Annotated in this window: 11 protein-coding genes; 10 read left to right on the top strand and 1 reads right to left on the bottom strand. The window is 48.9% G+C overall.

Translation table 11 applies throughout. The features are described from left to right. Window positions 1-128: 128 nt before the first annotated feature. From BUA93_RS03355 to BUA93_RS03330, 6 genes are all read left to right on the top strand, one after another. Window positions 129-989, top strand: a complete 861-nt coding sequence (locus BUA93_RS03355; RefSeq protein WP_072977443.1) for a Cof-type HAD-IIB family hydrolase — start codon at window positions 129-131, stop codon at window positions 987-989. Window positions 990-1,103: 114 nt separating this feature from the next. Continuing rightward, window positions 1,104-2,975: a sensor domain-containing diguanylate cyclase gene (locus BUA93_RS03350; protein WP_072977441.1), complete on the top strand. Its 1,872-nt coding sequence runs from the start codon at window positions 1,104-1,106 to the stop codon at window positions 2,973-2,975. Further along, a complete protein-coding gene (locus BUA93_RS03345) occupies window positions 2,965-4,623 on the top strand; it encodes an EAL domain-containing protein (protein ID WP_175547363.1) in 1,659 nt (552 codons plus the stop codon). The genes BUA93_RS03350 and BUA93_RS03345 overlap by 11 nt, the downstream gene beginning before the upstream one ends. A 96-nt stretch (window positions 4,624-4,719) precedes the next feature. Further along, the gene (locus BUA93_RS03340) at window positions 4,720-7,209 is read left to right on the top strand and encodes an NPCBM/NEW2 domain-containing protein (protein WP_072977440.1); all 2,490 of its coding nucleotides are present in this window, start codon (window positions 4,720-4,722) and stop codon (window positions 7,207-7,209) included. Next, entirely contained in the window at window positions 7,206-8,360 is a 1,155-nt protein-coding gene (locus BUA93_RS03335; RefSeq protein WP_072977438.1) for a glycosyltransferase, read from the top strand. Before BUA93_RS03340 ends, BUA93_RS03335 begins: the two co-directional genes overlap by 4 nt. Before the next feature lie 49 nt (window positions 8,361-8,409). Then, the gene (locus BUA93_RS03330) at window positions 8,410-9,096 is read left to right on the top strand and encodes a hypothetical protein (RefSeq protein ID WP_072977436.1); all 687 of its coding nucleotides are present in this window, start codon (window positions 8,410-8,412) and stop codon (window positions 9,094-9,096) included. A gap of 124 nt (window positions 9,097-9,220) precedes the next feature. Here BUA93_RS03330 and BUA93_RS03325 read toward each other — a convergent pair whose 3' ends face one another. Further along, a complete protein-coding gene (locus BUA93_RS03325) occupies window positions 9,221-10,105 on the bottom strand; it encodes a phosphoribosylaminoimidazolesuccinocarboxamide synthase (RefSeq protein WP_072977434.1) in 885 nt (294 codons plus the stop codon). Between the two features lie 166 nt (window positions 10,106-10,271). Here BUA93_RS03325 and BUA93_RS03320 point away from each other — a divergent pair, with 166 nt between their 5' ends. The 4 genes from BUA93_RS03320 to BUA93_RS03305 are packed head-to-tail and all read left to right on the top strand — an operon-like array spanning window position 10,272 to window position 18,615. Beyond that, window positions 10,272-12,233 carry an alginate O-acetyltransferase AlgX-related protein gene (locus BUA93_RS03320; protein WP_072977432.1) on the top strand — a complete coding sequence of 654 codons (1,962 nt, stop codon included), beginning with the start codon at window positions 10,272-10,274 and terminating at the stop codon, window positions 12,231-12,233. 41 nt (window positions 12,234-12,274) lie between these two features. Beyond that, on the top strand, window positions 12,275-13,024 hold the full coding sequence (locus tag BUA93_RS03315) for a transglutaminase family protein (protein WP_083597105.1): 750 nt from the start codon (window positions 12,275-12,277) through the stop codon (window positions 13,022-13,024). A 46-nt stretch (window positions 13,025-13,070) separates the two neighbouring features. Continuing rightward, window positions 13,071-15,836 carry a TIGR02171 family lipoprotein gene (locus tag BUA93_RS03310; RefSeq protein ID WP_072977428.1) on the top strand — a complete coding sequence of 922 codons (2,766 nt, stop codon included), beginning with the start codon at window positions 13,071-13,073 and terminating at the stop codon, window positions 15,834-15,836. Between the two features lie 34 nt (window positions 15,837-15,870). Then, complete coding sequence (locus BUA93_RS03305) at window positions 15,871-18,615, top strand: TIGR02171 family lipoprotein (RefSeq protein ID WP_072977426.1); 2,745 nt, start codon at window positions 15,871-15,873, stop codon at window positions 18,613-18,615. The last annotated feature ends 6 nt before the right edge of the window (window positions 18,616-18,621 follow it).

Below are 18,621 nucleotides of genomic sequence, written 5' to 3'. Positions count from 1 at the left end.
CCTTTGGCCACTTAGTGCTTTAGCACTTAGGTGGACATGGCCACCTTTAGGTGGGAACTTAGAACAATCCTTTCTTCTCTAGGCTCTACCAATAGTTGTCCCAAATTCTGAATTACTATATTCTACGCATGAAGCTTCTTTTCACCGACCTTGACGGCACGCTCTTGACCGACGACAAGACCATTCTCGATATAGACATGAAGGCTATCGAGGAAATGCTTAAGTGCGGTCATAAGTTGGTGCTCTGCACTGGGCGCCCGCTTACGAGTGCCAAAAAGTTGGCGCAAAGGTACGGTTTCGACAAGCCGGGCTTCTTTTTAGTGAGCTTCAACGGTGGCCTCATCTACGATTACGCTACCGAGCAGTCTATCCTTACTCGTCGCATCCCGGTGGAATCGGTCAAGTTCATCATGGACGAGGCCCATAAGCGGGGGATGCATGCGCATACCTACGCGGGCGACCTTGTGGTGTCGGAATACGAGACGGAACAGCTCAAGACCTACTGCCGCTTGATGCAGATGGATTATGCTGTCGTGGATGATATCCGCGAATTCTTTGGCTTAGCGGATGTTGTTTCGGGAAAAGCACCGACTGCGCCGATCAACGTGGTGGTGAAGCCGCCTATCAAGGTGAATATCATTACCCCGTTCGATCATTCAAGCTTGGTGGATTTCCGCACCGAGATGCGCAAGACGACGGCGGGCAAACTCTTTGATGTATTCAGCAAGCCCGAAATGCTTGAATTTTCGCACATGCAGTCCAATAAGGGCGATGCGGTGCGGTTCATGGCCGATTTTTACAAGGTCCCTCTCTCGGATACCATTGCAGTGGGTGACGAGGAGAATGATTGTCCCATGATCGAGGCTGCAGGAGTTGGTATTGCCATGGCAAATGCCTCCGAGGTGGCGAAATCGGTGGCCAATTATGTGACAAAAGCGGATAACAACCACGGTGGAATTGCCGAAATTGTTCATAAATTCGTCATTTAGGACATTTTAATCCCAAATATTCCAAGTTGGAATAATTTACGCAAATTTTTTCGAACAAAACCAATGACAATATGGTATCTTATGTATATATTTTTGTACGGGGATGCCATATAAATGAAACAGTTCCAGTTCGATTATCATAGCATTACGTCTTTAAAACGGGATCTGGATAAGATTAGTCTTTGGTGCAAGTCGAAGATTTTTTCGCATGTGGTATTCCAAATTTATTCTGATTCGCTGGATAGGGGGCAGATTGACCTTGTTTGCGACGTGATTTCTCAAAATTTCCCCAATGCGATTTACATGGGCTGCTCCACGAACGGAAATATCGTGGAGGGGCGCCTTTCTTCGGCTTCTATTTCGGTCATCTGTACGATTTTTGAATATCCGACAACCAAGCTAAAACTGTTGCAGTATACCTTGAATTCGGAAACGGCTCTCGATGTGGTTGAAGATGTTAAAAAGGAAATCAAGAAAAATCCGTGGGTCAAGGCAGTTGAAATGCAGTTGACCATTCGTGGAATGTCTCTGACTCCGTTCTGCGATGCTTTCAAGGGAATTGAACCATCTGTAGCCTTTTTTGGTGGCGGGGCGTTTAATCCGGATTTGAACCGCAATGATGCTTGCGTCTTCTCGAATGTCAAGGGATATTCCGAGAAGGGGGTTATTTTTCTTTTGATGGGTGGTGAAGATTTTAATGTATACACGACCCATATTACGGGATGGAAGCCGCTGGGTAGAGAATTCCAGGTGACGAAGGCAAAAAATGCAATTCTTTATGAATTGGATGGCAAGCCTGCTTACGACGCCTACCATCGTTATCTGAATATCCTGAAGGACGAGCATTTCTTCAATAATTCCTTGGAGTTCCCGTTCTTCTATAGCCATCATGGAATCAATATCTTGCGTGCCCCGATTGCCTGTAACGAAGATGGTTCCTTGGTCATGACGGCCGATATTGATGAAAACGTGAAGGCGCGCCTTGCTTACGGTGATCCGTGGACCATTCTTGCGAGTGTCCGAAAAGACGGAAAGAAGATTGGCGAATTCAATCCTGAAATCATTAAGGTCTTTTCTTGTGCGGCCAGGCGCACTTTTTGGGGCAGGGAAGAAATCAGTAGCGAAACACTTCCGCTCCAAAGCCTGGCGTCGACATCGGGTTTTTATACTTCAGGCGAGTTCTTGCGCACGGGCGAATATGTGAACCAGCATAATGTGACTCTTGTGGTTGCTGCTATGCGCGAAGGAAAAAATGGGGACCATTGCGATTTCGATATGGAACAGGAGGCTTTCTCCGGCAAGGTTTCGATGATCAACCGCCTTGCGACATTTATCGATGCTGCTACCCAGGAACTGGCCGAAGCGAATCAGAAACTATCCTTGATGGCGATTACGGACCCGCTCTCAAGTCTCTTTAACCGTGGCGAAATTCAACGACGCATTAACCAGTGCGTTTCCGAAAAAATTCCGGGATGCCTGGTGATGCTTGATATTGATAACTTTAAACAAATTAATGATACGTTTGGGCGTCAGGAAGGAGACAATGTCATCAAGGGCATCTCGTACGTGATGCGTAAGGTTGTTGATGAATGTGGTCTTTCGGGAGTGAATGCCCATAATGTGACATTTGACGATATTGACGGCATGTATGCGGATACGGCTGTGGAGGATCTTGCAGATGCACTGCAGTTCGAAATCTTTAACGTGAAAACGCCAATTGGCCGTTGGGGTGGCGAAGAATTTATGGCGCTTTTGCATGATTCTTCATTAAAAACGGCTGTAGATTTCGCTAATCGGGTTCGTATCGCGTTCAATGATATTACATTTGAAAATGCAGGTCGTCGTTCTGTGAGTGTCGGTGTAACTGAACTTCGGAAGGGCGAAAGCGCAGATGCAGCGATCGTTCGTGTCGACAAAGCTCTGTATAGGGCTAAAAAGTTGGGCAAGAACCGCGTTGTGGCGTCTGAAGGAGAAAATGATGGATAGCGTTGTCAAAGCGAAAATAGATTCCTTGTACGAGGCTTTTTCTGTACTTTCGAATGGTGCGTATACCTATATAACCGATATGAGGACGGATTGGACCCGCTGGTCCAAGGAGGCTGTTCGCTATTTCGGCTTGCCTGACGAGTATATGCAGGGGGTCGCCTATACCTGGATGGAGCGTATCCATCCGGATGATCGCACCGCTTATAAAGAAAATATCGATAAGGTCATGAGTGGCCAACTAAGTGAGCATAATCTTCAGTATCGCGTGCTGACAAAAGATGGTCGCTATATTGTTTGCACGTGCCGAGGTGTTGTGCTCCGTGATGGGAATGGTTCTCCGGATTTCTTTGGCGGAATAATCAAGAATAACGATACGCTGAGTTATTTTGACGATATTTCCAATATGAGGAGCCTGTACGGTTTTCTGGAAGATCTGCAATCGGCAAGTTGTCGTGGAGAATGCTTGCAGATTATGATTCTGGGTATTAATGATTTTTCTCGCCTGAACGAAATTTACGGCTATACTTTTGGAAACCGTGTGCTACAGGAATTTTCGAAAATGATTAAGACTGAGGCGCATGGTATGGGAACGTGGTATCGAATGGACGGTACCAAGTTCGCTATTGTCTGTCAGAAAGCTTCTGTTGATGACCTGAAGAACCTGTATAAGCGAATTCAGTATAATTCCATTCATGACTTTAACGTGGACGGAACCCGCGTAGTTCTTTCGTTTGTTGCTGGGGCCATCAACCTGGATAGTTTGGCAGTCTCGGCGGAAACTGTGTATTCTTGCCTGCGTTTTGCTTATTACGAATCGAAGAATAACCACTTGGGCGAACTTTTTGTCCTGAAGAACAATGTGGGCGATGACAAGCGCTTTGCGATTGAACGCATCAACGTGATTCGCAACAGTATCGTGAACAACTGCGAAGGATTCTTCCACTGTTACCAGCCGATTGTCGATGCGACTACCGAAAAGATTATCGGGGCAGAAGCGCTTATCCGTTGGAAAAATGATGAATATGGCGTGGTGCCGCCGGTGCAGTTCGTGGATGTACTGGAACAGGACAACTTGTTCCCTGAATTGGGTAAGTGGATTTTGCGGACGGCGTTGGTCGATGCCCAAAAGTTCCTCGCTCGTTATCCGGGCTTTATCGTGAACGTAAACTTGTCTTATACGCAGCTGGAAAAGTCCGACTTTGTGGAAGACGTCCTTGCGATTATCGAGGATGTGAATTTCCCGCCGCAGAACCTGTGCCTAGAAATTACGGAACGTTGCCGTCTTTTGGATATGGGGCTCCTGAAGGATATCTTTACGCGACTCCGTAAGCATGGCATTAAGGTGGCGCTTGATGATTTTGGAACGGGTTTCAGTTCGATTGGCGTGCTGCGAGAACTTCCGGTAACGACGGTGAAAATTGACCGCAGTTTCGTGATGAATATCGAAAAGAACAATTCGGACCAGAATACGGTGCGCTTTATTTCGGAATTGGCGGATTCGTTCTCGTCTTCGGTGACGGCAGAAGGTATCGAAACGCCTGAAATGCGTGAATTCCTGCTGCGCTTTAAGATCAAGAGCTTGCAGGGATTCTACTATTCGAAACCGTTGCCTATTAACGATTTTATGGACAAATATGTGAGTGCGTAGATAATTCAGAATTATGAATTCGGAATTCGGAGTTGAAATGCAATTCTGAATTCAGAACTCTGAATTTTGAACGAAATAATTAACTAAATTAGGGACATGAAGAATATTCTTGAACGCCTGGGTAACAGCCGCAGGCATTTTATTGTGTTGGGAATTACACTTGCCGTATTGGTGGGCGCATTCCTTATTTTCAACAATTTGACTGTTTCGTACGCTCGACGTTGGGATATCGACTGGGGCTACTACGCCATTCTTTCGACTTTTATCCTGCTGGTTGTAGGGCTGGCGGTGAACTTGCCCGAGATTTTGCGCGGCGGAAAGAATTTCAAGCCTTCGGGAAAAAGTATCTGCGCCTTTGCCGGAATTGCACTTGTGTTCTCGGTGTTCATGTTCGGGAATATCAGCAATACGCACCGTGTGCTGAGCGACGAGACAAGCTGGGAGTCAATGGGACTCCAGATGTATTTTGATCATACGGGAGGCATCTGTAACGAGGGAATCTGGAAAGACGGGGGCCTGGATTGTAAGACCGAAGTGAATAATTTTAAGGGAAAGGCGCTCGGGTTCGTCTATTCGCTGGTGTTCAACTTCATGGAACCGGGGCGCGACACGGCCTTGCTGGTCAACTATCCTTTCTACCTGTTGAGTCTTCTGTTCTTTTTCTTTGCGCTTTCCAAGTGGTTCAAGAATGACTGGGCTGCACTTGCGGCGACCGCTTTCTTGGGTGGAATGCCGATTTACTTGTTGCAGGCCAGATCGGCATCGACGGAAGTGCTTTATATTTTCTTGCTTGCTGCTCTGATGGCGTGGTATGCCTTTGTTCCGGCGAACAAGGTGAACTGGAAGCATTTCCTGCTGACGGTTCCGCTGCTCGGCTTCTTTGCACAGACTCGCCAAGAGACTGTTTTTGCCTTTATTCCTTTTGCACTTTATTACTACAAGTACTTCTTTGAAAAGGCGCATAGGCTTCCGCTTTTTGTTGCATCTGTGATTGTGGTGAGCTGGCCTTCGGTGAATACGATGGCGGCCTACCGCGGCTACGATTTCCAGGGGGGTGAACATGCGGCTCATTCGCTTGAGAATCTGTGGTTCAACCTGAAGACAAATATCGAAATCATGTTGAACTTAAAAGAGGATCCGTCTTTTGGCGGAATCATGATGAACCCGTTCTACACGACCTTTACGATTATTCTTCTGGCCGCGACTGCGTGGCTCCTATTCCGTCTGATTTATTCGCGTCGTTACTGGCGTGGGGCCTTGCTTGGAATTACCTTCTGCGTGCAGATTTTTGTAATCCTCCTGAACGTGTCGGGAACGTTTACGATTGACATCAACCAACGTTACGTGCTGGTGGCGCTTCCGCTGTTTGCTCTGATTATGGCATTGGGACTCTTTGATGCTCTTGCCTTTACTACCAAGATGAAACCTGATGCGGCAGGAAAGATTGTTTTGGCTGTATCGGTGGCCCTTTCGGTGGGGCTCATGATTTACCATGGGGATAGCTTCCGTCACAATATGCTTTATTACAAGAATAAGCTGCTGGGTGAAGAAGACTATTTGGACAAATCTCTGGAGTCTTTCCCCGAGAACTCTATATTTATCTATGCACGCCCCTGGCAGATGCTTGCCTCTAGGCATAGTTCCTTTAGCGAACGCACCTTTATGGGGTGGGATACCGAGACCTTTGCCAAGTGGCAACAGCAGTCCGGTGGAAATATCTACATGGTTCGCGGACAGGATGGCTACGGTGAACTCAACCGGAAGTCCCGTGTGGTGGGATTCAAGACGACGGACCAGGTAGACGAAATCCTGAAGGATTACAAGAGTGAGCGCGTGTTGATTGAACCAAAGCTGTTCGGTTATCCTCTTGCGATATATAAGATTACTGCGAAGAAGGGTGTATCGACTTACCAGCAGAATTTTTTCGTGGGTGATATGGCCGACGGGGCGATGGTCGTGAACAAGCGTTTCCCCGAGGCGATTACCTGCAACTACTCGCTGAATGGCGAACTGCAGGAGGAATTGGTCATTACGCAGGAAGCCGATACCTTGCTGCTGGATTCCGCGAAGATTACGGCGGGTATGAACCGCGTGAAGTTTGAATGCATGATGCCTGATTCTGATACGCTTGAACTCGTGAAGGATTTCTTTGTGGAAACTCCGGAAGTGTTGCTGCTTTCGAAGTTGAAAATCGATGCGTTTGAACAGGCGTGGGGACAGCCGCAGATGAATGCGACGGTTGAACATCGCAAGTTGACGCTTGACAAGGAAGTCTTCCGCTACGGTATCGGTTCCCATGCCCCAGCGTTTGTCCGCTACAGTTTGCCGCGTAGTTATTCGATGTTACATGCGACCATCGGCCTGGATGACGAAAGTGCTTGCGGCGATGGTGCTTCGTTTATTGTTCTGGGCGACAACCGTGAACTTTTCCGCAGCAAACGTTTGTATTCGACGGAAAAGCAGAATATCAATGTTGACGTATCCGGCGTGAAAGTATTGGAACTCCGTCTGGATGAAGGTGACAAGAAGGACAAGGACTGCGACCACGGTGATTGGGCGAATGTCTGGCTGGAGGCCGTTCGTTGAAGGTCCTGGTAGCGCCACTTGACTGGGGGCTTGGGCATGCGACGCGTTGCGTGCCCGTCATCCGCGAGTTCCTGAATCAGGGGGCTGAAGTCGAACTTGCCGTGGTGCGTTCCAATGCGGGGCTTTTACGGGGGATATTCCCGGAACTTCGGCAGCGTTTAGTGCCTTCTTACAACATTGTGTACCCGAAGCACGGCTACAATATGGGACTCTGGCTTGTGAAGAACGGAGCCCATTTGCGGACGGTGATGAATTATGAACATCGTATTGCCGAGGAAATGGTGAAACGTTTCCACTACGATGTGCTGGTCTCCGATAATCGTTTTGGATTTTATAGCCGGAATGCCAAATCGATATATATGACGCACCAGCGGCGTATTGCCTTTCCCCGTGTGCTGTCAGCGTTTGAACCACTCGGGATGCTTTGGCATGCCTCGGTGATGAAACATTTTGACGAGGTCTGGGTGCCGGACTTGCCGGAATTTCCAGGCTATGCGGGCTCGCTTTCGCATGTGAAAAATTGTCCGGTGCCGGTAAAGTATGTAGGGGCGTTGTCAAGATTCAGCGGAATGGGGACGGATTCTTCGACTTGTTTGGGTAAACTCGGTCCCTATTGTTTCGTGGCGGTTGTTTCGGGGGTGGAACCTGCCCGAACCCGCTTCGAGAACCTGTTGCGTAAAACACTTGTCAAAATTCCGGGACGTCATGCGATTATTCTTGGAAAACCGTCGCTTGGGTTGAAGACATCCAATGAAAATAACCTGGACTTGTTCACGCATCTGCCGGACGAGCAGTTTGCTTCTGTAGTGCGGTCGGCACAGTGGGTGATTTCGCGCGGCGGTTACAGTACCGTGATGGACATGGCTGTCCTTGGTGCCCGTTGTGTATTTGTACCGACTCCGGGACAGTATGAACAGGTGATTCTCGGACGCGATCTTGCTCGCGAAGGTTTCGCCGCGACTATCGATGAATCCAGGTTTTCGACAGAAAGCCTGCTTGCAACGATTGGTGAAAAAGCCTGCGTGGCCCTCCCAAAACCAGGAGAGAATAACCTACTGAAAGATGCTGTTAAAGAACTTATGTCATTCTCGACCGAAGGGAGGGAATCCAGTGCTGGATCCCGTCTCCCCTCCGCTACGCTTCGAGGATGACACGCTCCAGGATGACTCATCTCATTCTTAATTCTTCATTCAACTAACTATGCCTCAATTCATTCTCGCTTTCCCTCTCACTAAAGAAGTTAACGAATCACTCGCTTTAACCGAAACCGTGACGCTTGCTGCCGATGCCGCATCGGCGATTATTCCCGGATGCAGCGTGATGTTCAAGGTAATCCGCAAAGAACGTGTGGCGGGCCTTGCCGATATTTTCAAGGAACACCAGGATATTCCGGCAGAGACTGCCGCGGCAATTGAAGCACACAAGTCGCTGTTGTTCTTGCTCGGCGAAGTCAAGAATATCGAAGAAGTGACCCAGGTGAATATGGCCGTTCTGAAGGTCTTTAACGCGGGTGCGCTTGGCGTGTACATGCAGCAATGCGGCGCCGCCTGGACCGATGCGGGCTTCCGCGAAGAAGTGGGCGATGGCGAATACCCGATGGACCCGTGGATCAATTTTGTAGAAGCGGGCGATACGATTTATACACTCGGACTTGCAACGTTTGTGTTGCCGGATTTGTGCATTGCAGCCAGTGCTGAAGACCCGCAAGAAGCATTGCTAATGGCAGCAGACTCTTTGTTCGGCGATGGTATCCCAGCAAAGTCGGGCTCCGAAGTCGACCTCGGCGAAGGTGTTCATTACGTGCTCCGCGCCGAAGCCAAGAATCCCTTCCCGAAAGACAGCCCCGAGTACAACAAACAGGGTGTCTTGAGGTTAATTAAAAAGTAGCGGTGAGCGATGAGGTCGCTTCGCTCTTCTGTTTAATAAACAGAAAAAGAACCTAGTTGATACTAGGTTCTTTTTGCTCAAAGCTCATTGCTCAAAGGGCGCATAGCGCCCGAGCTCATTCCTCTTACAGTTCCGGTTTATTCCCGGTGAGGCGCACGAAGATTTCTTCGTACTTGGCGAGCGTGTTCTTCACGACCTCTGCCGGGATTTCCGGACCCGGGTAGGTCTTGCCCCAGTCGAGAGTTTCGAGCCAGTCGCGAACGTACTGCTTGTCGAAGCTTTCCTGGTTCTTGCCCACCTGGTACTTGTCGGCCGGCCAGTAACGGCTGGAGTCCGGCGTGAGCACTTCGTCGATGAGGATGGTTTCGCCATCGATTTCACCGAATTCGAACTTGGTGTCGGCGAGGATGATGCCCTTGCTTGCGGCGTAGTCGCGGGCCTTCGTGTAGATGTCCAAAGACATGTCGCGGAGAGTCGTTGCAACCTTTTCGCCAACGATGTCGAAAGTTTGTTCGAAGCTGATGTTTTCGTCGTGGCCAACGTCGGGCTTGGTGCTCGGCGTGTAGAGCGGCTTTTCCAGCTTCTGGCAGAGCTGCAGGCCTTCCGGGAGAACATGACCGCAGATCTTGCCGGTCTTCTGGTAGTCCTTCCAGCCGGAACCCACGATGTAGCCGCGGACGATGCATTCGACGGAATGGCGGTGAGCCTTTTTCACGATCATGGAACGGCCACGGAGGTAGTCGGCGTGCTTCTTGAGCACGGCCGGGTATTCGTTCACGTCGGCGGTGATGAGGTGGTTCTTCATGCCGAGGTGCTGGAACCAGAACAGCGAAAGCTGGTTCAGGATTTTGCCCTTACCAGGGATCGGGGTGGGGAGCACCACGTCAAAAGCGGAAAGACGGTCGCTGGCGACCATCAGGAAGCTGTCGCCCAGGTCGTACATGTCGCGTACTTTGCCCTGGTGGAACAGCGGAACTTCGGTAATGGGGGTTTCAAATTTTAAGCTCATAGTACCCCAAATTTAGTAATTTGAAGTGCTCTTTTTTCTATTTTCACTCAAACACGGTGCGTTATGAACTTATTGAAAACCCTAATTTTGTCTTTAACTGTAGCCTCTGTCGCATTTGTGGGGACTTTTAGGGCGGCCCGGTACCTTTCAAAGTAAGGTTTGAAATATGAATTTTTCGATAAAGACGATGTTTGGCTTGACGGTGGTCGCTTCTGTGGCGGCTGTGTGGCTTTCGGCTTGTGCCTCTAGTAAACCGGATGCCGTGGAAGGTTCCGCAAAAAGTGCTGTGCAGGAATCGGAACGCCCGAAGGTGATGCCTCCGCAACCTTCTACGCCGGTTACGGTTTTTGAACTGAAGGTGATGAGTGCCGACAAGCAGGTGCGTGTTGTCGATAAACCGACCTTGGCTGCGCTTGATTTTGCGGCCTATTTCAACAATCCGATCCGCCAGGCGGGCAAGGACGAAAAGCCTGAAAACTATGCGGGAAAAATGGCGTCGGCAAAGCTTGCGGAATACCCGTTCCCGATGCTCGATTCGCTTTCGGAACATGAACCCGCCGTTGTTGCAGAAAGACAGCCCCTGGCCTGGGAACCTTTGTCAAAGATTCTCTATGCGCAGACCGGGAACGATTCGCTGGGTGTTTTGCTGAATGCGGTCGAGGCGGTCAAGTGGAACGAACCCGAGGTTTTCCGTGCATTCCAGACCGTTTCACGCTTGTGGGGTGTGCCCTTGAGCGATGGTTCCGTGGAATGGTGGGTGGAAGTGATGCCTGCCTTGTGGACAGGGCGTACCGTGTTCTACGGAAAGTTGAAACTGGCGTCAAAGGGTGAAACAGCCGAAATCTTGAATTACTACTTGACGGGCGAAATGAATGCCGACGATGCCATGAATTGGGCAAGAACGTTGTCGTCTTACTGGTATCCGACCTTGAATACGGACTTGGAACCGCATACGGCGGGTGCGCCCTGGGAAGGTGATAAGAACAGGCCGTTTGCGGTGATGCGCGGAAACCCGATGGGGACTCCGATGTGGGTTGCTTTTGAGGCTCCGGCCTTCCGCTTGAGCGACGAGGCTTTGCGTGCAAAGCGAACCGCCGATTCCCTGGCCGAGGCGGGCGAGGTGGTTCCCGTGAATCGCGCTCTTGATACGAGTTCTGCGTTCCGCCTGCAGACGCTTGCTTCGGTCGAAGGTTCCTGCCCGGAGAACGATGCGACGCAAAAATTCCGCGATGAACTTTTGAAAATGCTCCATAAATTGCCCAAGGAACAGAACGCCTGGGCATCGAATGGAATGCTCTGGTTCCGCCGCAACGCCAATTACCTGACCGCAGGCAAGATTACGGCGCAGGATAGCTTGCACAATCCGTTGCCTCGCCTTCTGGAACTCAAGAAGTATCTTGATTCCCTTGGCGTCCAGCTGCTGGTGGTTCCGATTCCCGTGAAGGAAGAAATTTACGGGGAACGCCTTGTAGAAGGAACTGCTGCGGATCTTTGCGTGAATCCGGCGGGTCGTGAATTTACCCGCGAAATGCTTGCCGCGGGACTCGATGTCCTGGATGTCTACCCGGCGCTCATGGCCGCAAAGGCGGGGGATGAACCGCCCCACTTTAGTTACCAGCGCTACGATACGCACTGGGCGCTTCCGGGAATGCTTGCTGCGCTTGAACAGTTGGCTTCCCGCGTGACGCAGTATTCCTGGTACAGCGAATCTGGAGCTCAACCGGGAACGCTCAATATGCAGGAAACCAAGACACTTCGCGAGGGCGACCTTGTGGCTCATATGCCCGATGCCGAAAAGTCCAAGTATCCTGCTGACACTTTGTCTGTAATGAAGATTTTCAAGGGCACCGAAGCTTACAAGGGCGGCAAGAATGCGCCGATTCTCTTGATGGGCGATTCGTTTACGGGTGTGTTTGAATCCGTGGACCAGAAGAGCGGTGGCCCAGGGGCGCTCCTGGCCTATGCAACGGGCCTCGATGTGCAGGTGCTTACCAGTTGGGGTGGCGGCCCCGGCGTGTATCACCGTATGATGAAAATGAAGAAGGATATGCAGAGCAAGCGACTGGTCATTTACATGATGACCGCCCGTGACTTCTGGCAATCCCCGATGGAATGGGACGGACTTTAATTCGGAATTCTGAATTCGGAGTTCGGAATCAGGAACTTGGAATGCGCCTTTTCTCTTATATTTCGGCACTTGCTAAACGATTCTTCTGGCCGGTGTTGATTCTCGTATTTGCGATGTCCTTGGCACTGGTGCTTTGGAGTGGTCGCACAGAAACGATGGGGTTTCGCGACGCAGCCTGTTCTTTTGAAGACAAAATGCCTGGCTGCATGGATTCGGTTGTGGCGTGGAAGGCGGGGCTTGCCTATTTTGACAGTTCATTTGCCCGATCTGGGGATCCCTTGCTTAGTCTAAAGTCACTTCTGTGGGATTTCTGGGACATTGAATTTGCGGGTGCAGGTGATTCTGCGGTTTCGGAAAATGCCATTTTGCCAACCCGTGTTCTGCAAACGAGAAAATCCGGCTGCATGGGACTTTCGTGGCTGGCGATGATGGTTTCTGAGGAAAGGAATGTTCCGCTTTCGGTGATTCTCCTTCCGGGGCATGTGTTCTTGCGCTATGGAAATTCTGAAACGGCGGCCAATTTGGAACCTAATCGTCGGGGATTTTCTTATACGGATGCTGAGTACCGGGAAAAGTACAAGGCTGGCCCCTGGACGGGGCTTGAATTTAAGCCGTTGACCTCTACGCAGTTTGTGGGATTGGCCGCTTTTGATATGGGAAATCTGTTCCTAGATACGGATTTGCGTAGGGCCCTGACCTGGTACCGCATGGCCGAGGAATTTTTCCCGGAATATCCTGGAATCAAGGTAAATCAAGAAATTGCGAAAAGTCGTTTGCCGGACCATTTGTAGCTTTTTTGTAAGGGTGCCGGTAGGGCAAAATTGCTATTTTTAGCAAATGCGATTATTCCTAGTCTTTGTCATAACATCGTTGTTGCTAGCCTGCTCAAATTCGGTAGGGCCGGAAACTCCCGATGAAATGCGTGTGGAACTTAAGCAGGATTCTCTTCCGGGAATGCTTCGTGTAAAACCCACGAATGCATCGGTTACTTTGGGAACGAATGCTCCCTTGTCGCTGGATCGTGAGCACCCTTCCATGAAGGTTCAGATTGATTATTCGTTTTCTATAGGGCGTCATGAGGTAACCTGTGGCGATTTCAATGCAAAGATGGTTCCTGAAACAGGGCTTAAATTGGAATGCGAAAACGATAGCCTTCCTGCGACGAATCTGACTTATTACGACGCTGTTCTTTATGCGAACGAAATGAGCAAGGCTATCGGTCTGGATACGGTTTATACCTATACCGATGTGTCTTTTGACGATGCTCATCATTGTACCGGAATCGAGGGCCTCGTATTTCATCCTGAAGTAGACGCGTACCGCTTGCCCACCGAGGCAGAGTGGATGCTTGTTGCAAACAAGAATTGGAATCCTAAAAAAGGATGGGTGGCCGAAAATTCGGACTATAAGTTGCACAAGGTTTGTTCGCTAGAAAAAAATGCAAACGTTCCCTGCGATATGGTGGGAAATGCTATGGAATGGTCAAATGATTGGCTTGGCAAATTTCTCGATACGACAGTCGTGAATTATGTGGGGGCGCCGGATGGAGGGAGCCTTGGTGAAAGAGTGATTAAGGGCGGCTCTTACCAGACGACAGAAAAGAATCTTTTCATATTCAGTCGTGGAGATGTCTACGCTGTAACCTCGTCGACGCGAGCGGTGTATGTAGGATTCCGTCTCGGTTTTGGTAGTATTCCCGAAGCGATGTGGATTGATTATAAAGGTAGTACGATTGTGAGTCGCGCCCTGCCGCTATTGAATACCGCGTCAATCCGAAAATTCACGAAAACCTACAAGATGAGGCTTGCTTTCAGGAATAACATTTCGGGAAACCTTTCGCTTCTGGATTATTCAAGCGGAGTCCTTTATGTAAAGGAAATTGCGGACACGATGCCGGTCTACCATCCTGAGATTTCGCCGGATGGTCAGTTTGTTGCCTTCTGCACGGGGCTTGAGGGTGTTTCGGGAAAGTCGGAAATATACGTGAGGTCTCTGGACATTGAAGATGGAAGCGTAGTGAAACTCGATGTCGAAAATGCTGCCATTCCGAGATGGCGCATCCTTGAAAACGGCGACACTGCGATCGTTTATGTGACCGATGCGGGAAACAACAAGGAAAATTCTACCTTTGCAAAAATGGAAACTTGGCAAGTCCCGTTTAGAAAGGGAAGTTTTAGGAAGCCGAAAAAACTGTTTGATGGAGCCTATCACGGAGGAATATCAACGGATCGGCGGCTTACCGTAACGGGGGCGCGTCTGCTTCGTGCAAGAATTGCAGAGTCGGGGGCGACGGTGACGGGGAATGCCCGCGATACAGTGTGGTATGGAGGAGAACAGGCTTGCAATGTTTCGCTTTCGCAGGATTCTGCAAAAAAGACGTTGTTCCTTGATTTCGGAGGAAAAGCGGGGCAGGAATTCGTGGGCGAAAGCTACAGGACTCATGAGCGAATTCTTGTCGCTGATAGCACCGGAAAATTGATCCAATCGGTGGCTGCTCCGGACGGATATACTTTTGACCATGCGGAATGGGTGCGTGGCCGTTCGGATTTGGCTGTAGCGACTCTCTCGAATTCGAATGGCTCCCACGAAAAAATCGTTCTTGTCCAGATGGATGACGGTAAGGTCGTGGACCTTGTGGAAGGGGATGACCTTTGGCATCCAAATTTCTGGGCGTATACGCCGATGAATTTTTCAAAATTTAAAGTTGAACCTGACAGTGCGGGCGTCTATATGAAAGCCGATGACGATGTGGGCGCCGTTTTAATGCGCTTCAACATGGAATTGATTTGGCGCTATCGCGATTCGGCGAATGTGGTTGTCGTTGGTTCTTCGAGGCCGCTGAATTCGGTTTCTCCCTGGTCTTTCAACAAAGATTTTTTTGTGGTTAATTTGGCTCAGACGCCGAATTCAATTTATACATCAAGGGATATTCTCGATCTGTATGTGTACAAGCATTTTAAGAAGTTGAAATATATTATCATCTCGCTGGATATTGATTTCTGGTATAAAATCGATGGTCCTGGAGGGGATAACTTCTTTGCGACTCGTTATGCTGATTATCCAGGCTATGTTTATGATATGAATCATGGGTATTGGGAATCGGGATATCCGGAGGGCTTGCTAGAGTATACTGAAAATTATTTGACTGTTTCGGATGAACCTAATTTTGTGAGAGACCGCGGGCGCCTTCTAGGGATAAATTGCCGTTCGTGGGGGGAAGATGTAGAAGCAGAAATGGATTCGACTCTCTATGATAATCAGCAGTATCTGTTAGATGATAATATGGCTACCTTGGAAGGGATTATCAAAAAAGCGCAAGAACACGATGTCAATGTGGTCGGGGTGATTTTCCCACAAAGTCCTGCTTTCAAGAAAACAGGTGCTTTTGGTCGTTATGGCCTTCGTAGGAGTACTGCCAAGAAACTGATTGAAAAAATCAAGAAACTGGATGAATCTTACCCCAATTTCAAGCTCATGGACGAAAACAAGATGGGGGATCACGATTATCCTGATGCATTTGCTGCTGATACGGATCACTTGTGCATTATCGGTGCACCGACAATGACGAGGCGGATCAATGCAGTCTTGAGGACTTTTGAGTAGGACTTGTCACTGCTAGGGAAAAGGAAATTTGAATATGAAATGGCTTGCGTTGATATGCGGATTCTTTTCCCTGCTGGTTTGTTCCTGCTCTAATTCGGTGGGCGTGTCGGCTGAAAAAAAGCCTTTGGTGGATGTTTCTACGGATACCCTCGCAGGAATGCTGCGTGTGCAGACGCTAAAATCCGTTACTGTTCTTGGAACTTTGGATTCCAAGGCGAAGGTGAATGAACGCCCCGAAATGCGGGCCCGTTTTGACTACGATTTCTCGATAGGGCGTCATGAGGTGACCTGTGGAGAGTTCAATTCGGTGATGGAAAATGTTTCTGGACTTGTTTTAGACTGCGATAATGATAGCCTTCCGGCAACAAGTCTCACTTTCTATGATGCGGTTCTTTTTGCGAATGAACGAAGCAAGGGCGAGGGATTTGATACGGCCTATACCTATGCGTCGGCTGTTTTTGACTCCGAAAAGCATTGTACAGCCTTAGAAGGCTTTGCTTATCGACCGGAGGTGAACGCCTACCGGTTGCCGACGGAAGCTGAATGGATTTTAGTGGCGTCGTCCGAATGGAATGCGGAGCATAGCTGGACTGCGGAAAATTCCGATTATAAACTGCACCGTGTTTGCGAAAAGATGGATTCAACGGTGCAGTTCTGCGATATGATGGGGAACGCCATGGAATGGGTCAACGACTGGTTAGGCGTTTTCCGTGATACGACGGTGACGAACTTTGTCGGTGCCCCTGATGGAGGTGCCTTGGGACAGCGTGTTGTCAAGGGGGGCTCATACCGCAATTCTGCAACATCGATTAATTTGTATAGTCGAGGCGACGTGTATATGGTGACATCTTCGACTCGTGCAGATTATGTCGGTTTCCGACTCGCTTTTGGCGCAATTCCTGCTGCGGTCTGGATGGGAAATAACGGAAAAGCTGCATCAAGCAGAATTGTGCCGCTTGCGAGCTCTGCGACGTTACGTTCCGTGGTGGGAGCGCATCAGGTTCGTCTCGCGTTCCGTAACGATTTGACTGAAAATTTGGCCTATGTAGATTATTCTAGCGGAATTCTTTCGGTGGTTGAAATTGCGGATACCCTTGATGTCTATCATCCGGAAATATCTCCGGACGGCAAGCGTGTGGCGTTCTGTACGGGGCTTGAAGGTGTATCGGGAAAATCGTCCCTTTATGTGCGGGACTTGAGTGCCGAAGGCTTGAACCTAGTCAAGTTGGAGGTTGAATCGGCGGCAATTCCGCGATGGCGCGTACTTGATTCGGGCGATACGGTGATTGTTTATGTGAGTGACGCGGGGAACAACAAGGAAGAATCAGCATTCAAAATGTCGTCTACCTGGCAGGTCTCTTTTGCAAATGGCAAATTCGGTAAACCGCAAAAACTTTTTGACGGAGCTTATCATGGGGGTGTCAGCGGAGACAACTCCCTTGCTGTAACGGGGGCTCGCCTTCTTCGTGCCCGCATTTCCGGCCGTGATACTGTATGGTACAATGGGGAACAGGCCTGTAATGTGTCTCTTGCGAAAGATGGTTCCAAACGTACTCTGTTCCTTGATTTTGGAAGCAAAACTGGGCGTGAATATGCTGGAGAAAATTATGGCACGCACGAGCGGCTTCTTGTTGTTGATAGTATAGGTGACTTGATTCAGACGCTGGCTGCTCCGACGGGATATTCTTTTGATCATAGCGAATGGGCTTCGAATGGTAACTTTGTCGTAGCAACGCTTACGAATGTGAACGGCGCCCATACGAAAATGGTGCTAATTGACTTGACCGAAGGGAACGTGGTGGACCTTGCCGAAGGTGATGAACTTTGGCATCCGAACTTGTGGATCCGTCAAGAAAAAAACAATGAGGTGAATATCTCGCTTGATTCGGATAGTGCTGGAATTTATATGAACGATGGTGATGACTGGGGAGTAGCCCTGATGCGCTACAATATGGAATTGCTGTGGCAATACAGGGATTCCGTCAATGTTGCTGTGGTAGGTTCTTCGAGACCTCTGTACTCCTTGTGGCCATCGTTGATGAGTAACCGTTTCTTTATGGTGAATTTTGCGCAGACTCCCAATAGCATTCACATGTCAAGGGATTTTCTTGAATTGTATTTGTTCCCTCATCTGAAAAAGCTGAAATATGTTGTGCTGTCTTTGGATATTGATTTCTGGAACAAGCCGGATGGCGATAATAGTGATAACTTATTCAAGAATGCTTATAAGAAATATCCGGGCTATGTTTACGACAAAAATCATAACTACTGGCAAGACGGCTATCCAGAAGGTTTGCTTGAGTATACGAAAAACTATTTAGAGGTGAAACCGTACTTGTTGCATGAAGTTGATCGTGGCGCTATTATGAACCCGTTCTGCGGCGGTTGGGCTAATCCTCCGTTGGTTGAAGGAGATAGTTCCGCGTATGATTCGGAAAAGAATTTGTATGAAAAAAGTTTTGAGTCTCTTGTAGACATTATTCAAAGTGCACAAAATAAGGATATCGTTGTCATTGGAATCTTGTTCCCTCAAAATCCGGATTATCAGAATACGGGTGCCTATGGTCGTTATGGGTTGCGTAGAAGTGTTGCAGAACAATTTGTTTCCCGTTTTCAAGAACTTGAAAAAAGTTATTCCAATTTTAAATTTATTGATAGAAACAGGATGGGTAATCATGGTTATCCGAGTGAGTGGTTCGTGGATGACGACCATTTGTGTATCGAAGGTGCCAAGTCCTTTACGGCGACTGTTGACCTCATTTTAAATGGATTGGAATAGGGGAGG

The sequence above is a fragment of the Fibrobacter sp. UWH4 genome, from assembly GCF_900142475.1.
Classification (GTDB): Bacteria; Fibrobacterota; Fibrobacteria; order Fibrobacterales; family Fibrobacteraceae; genus Fibrobacter.
The sequence above is the reverse complement of the archived record's forward strand: the minus strand, read 5'-3'. Positions and strand labels throughout refer to the sequence as shown.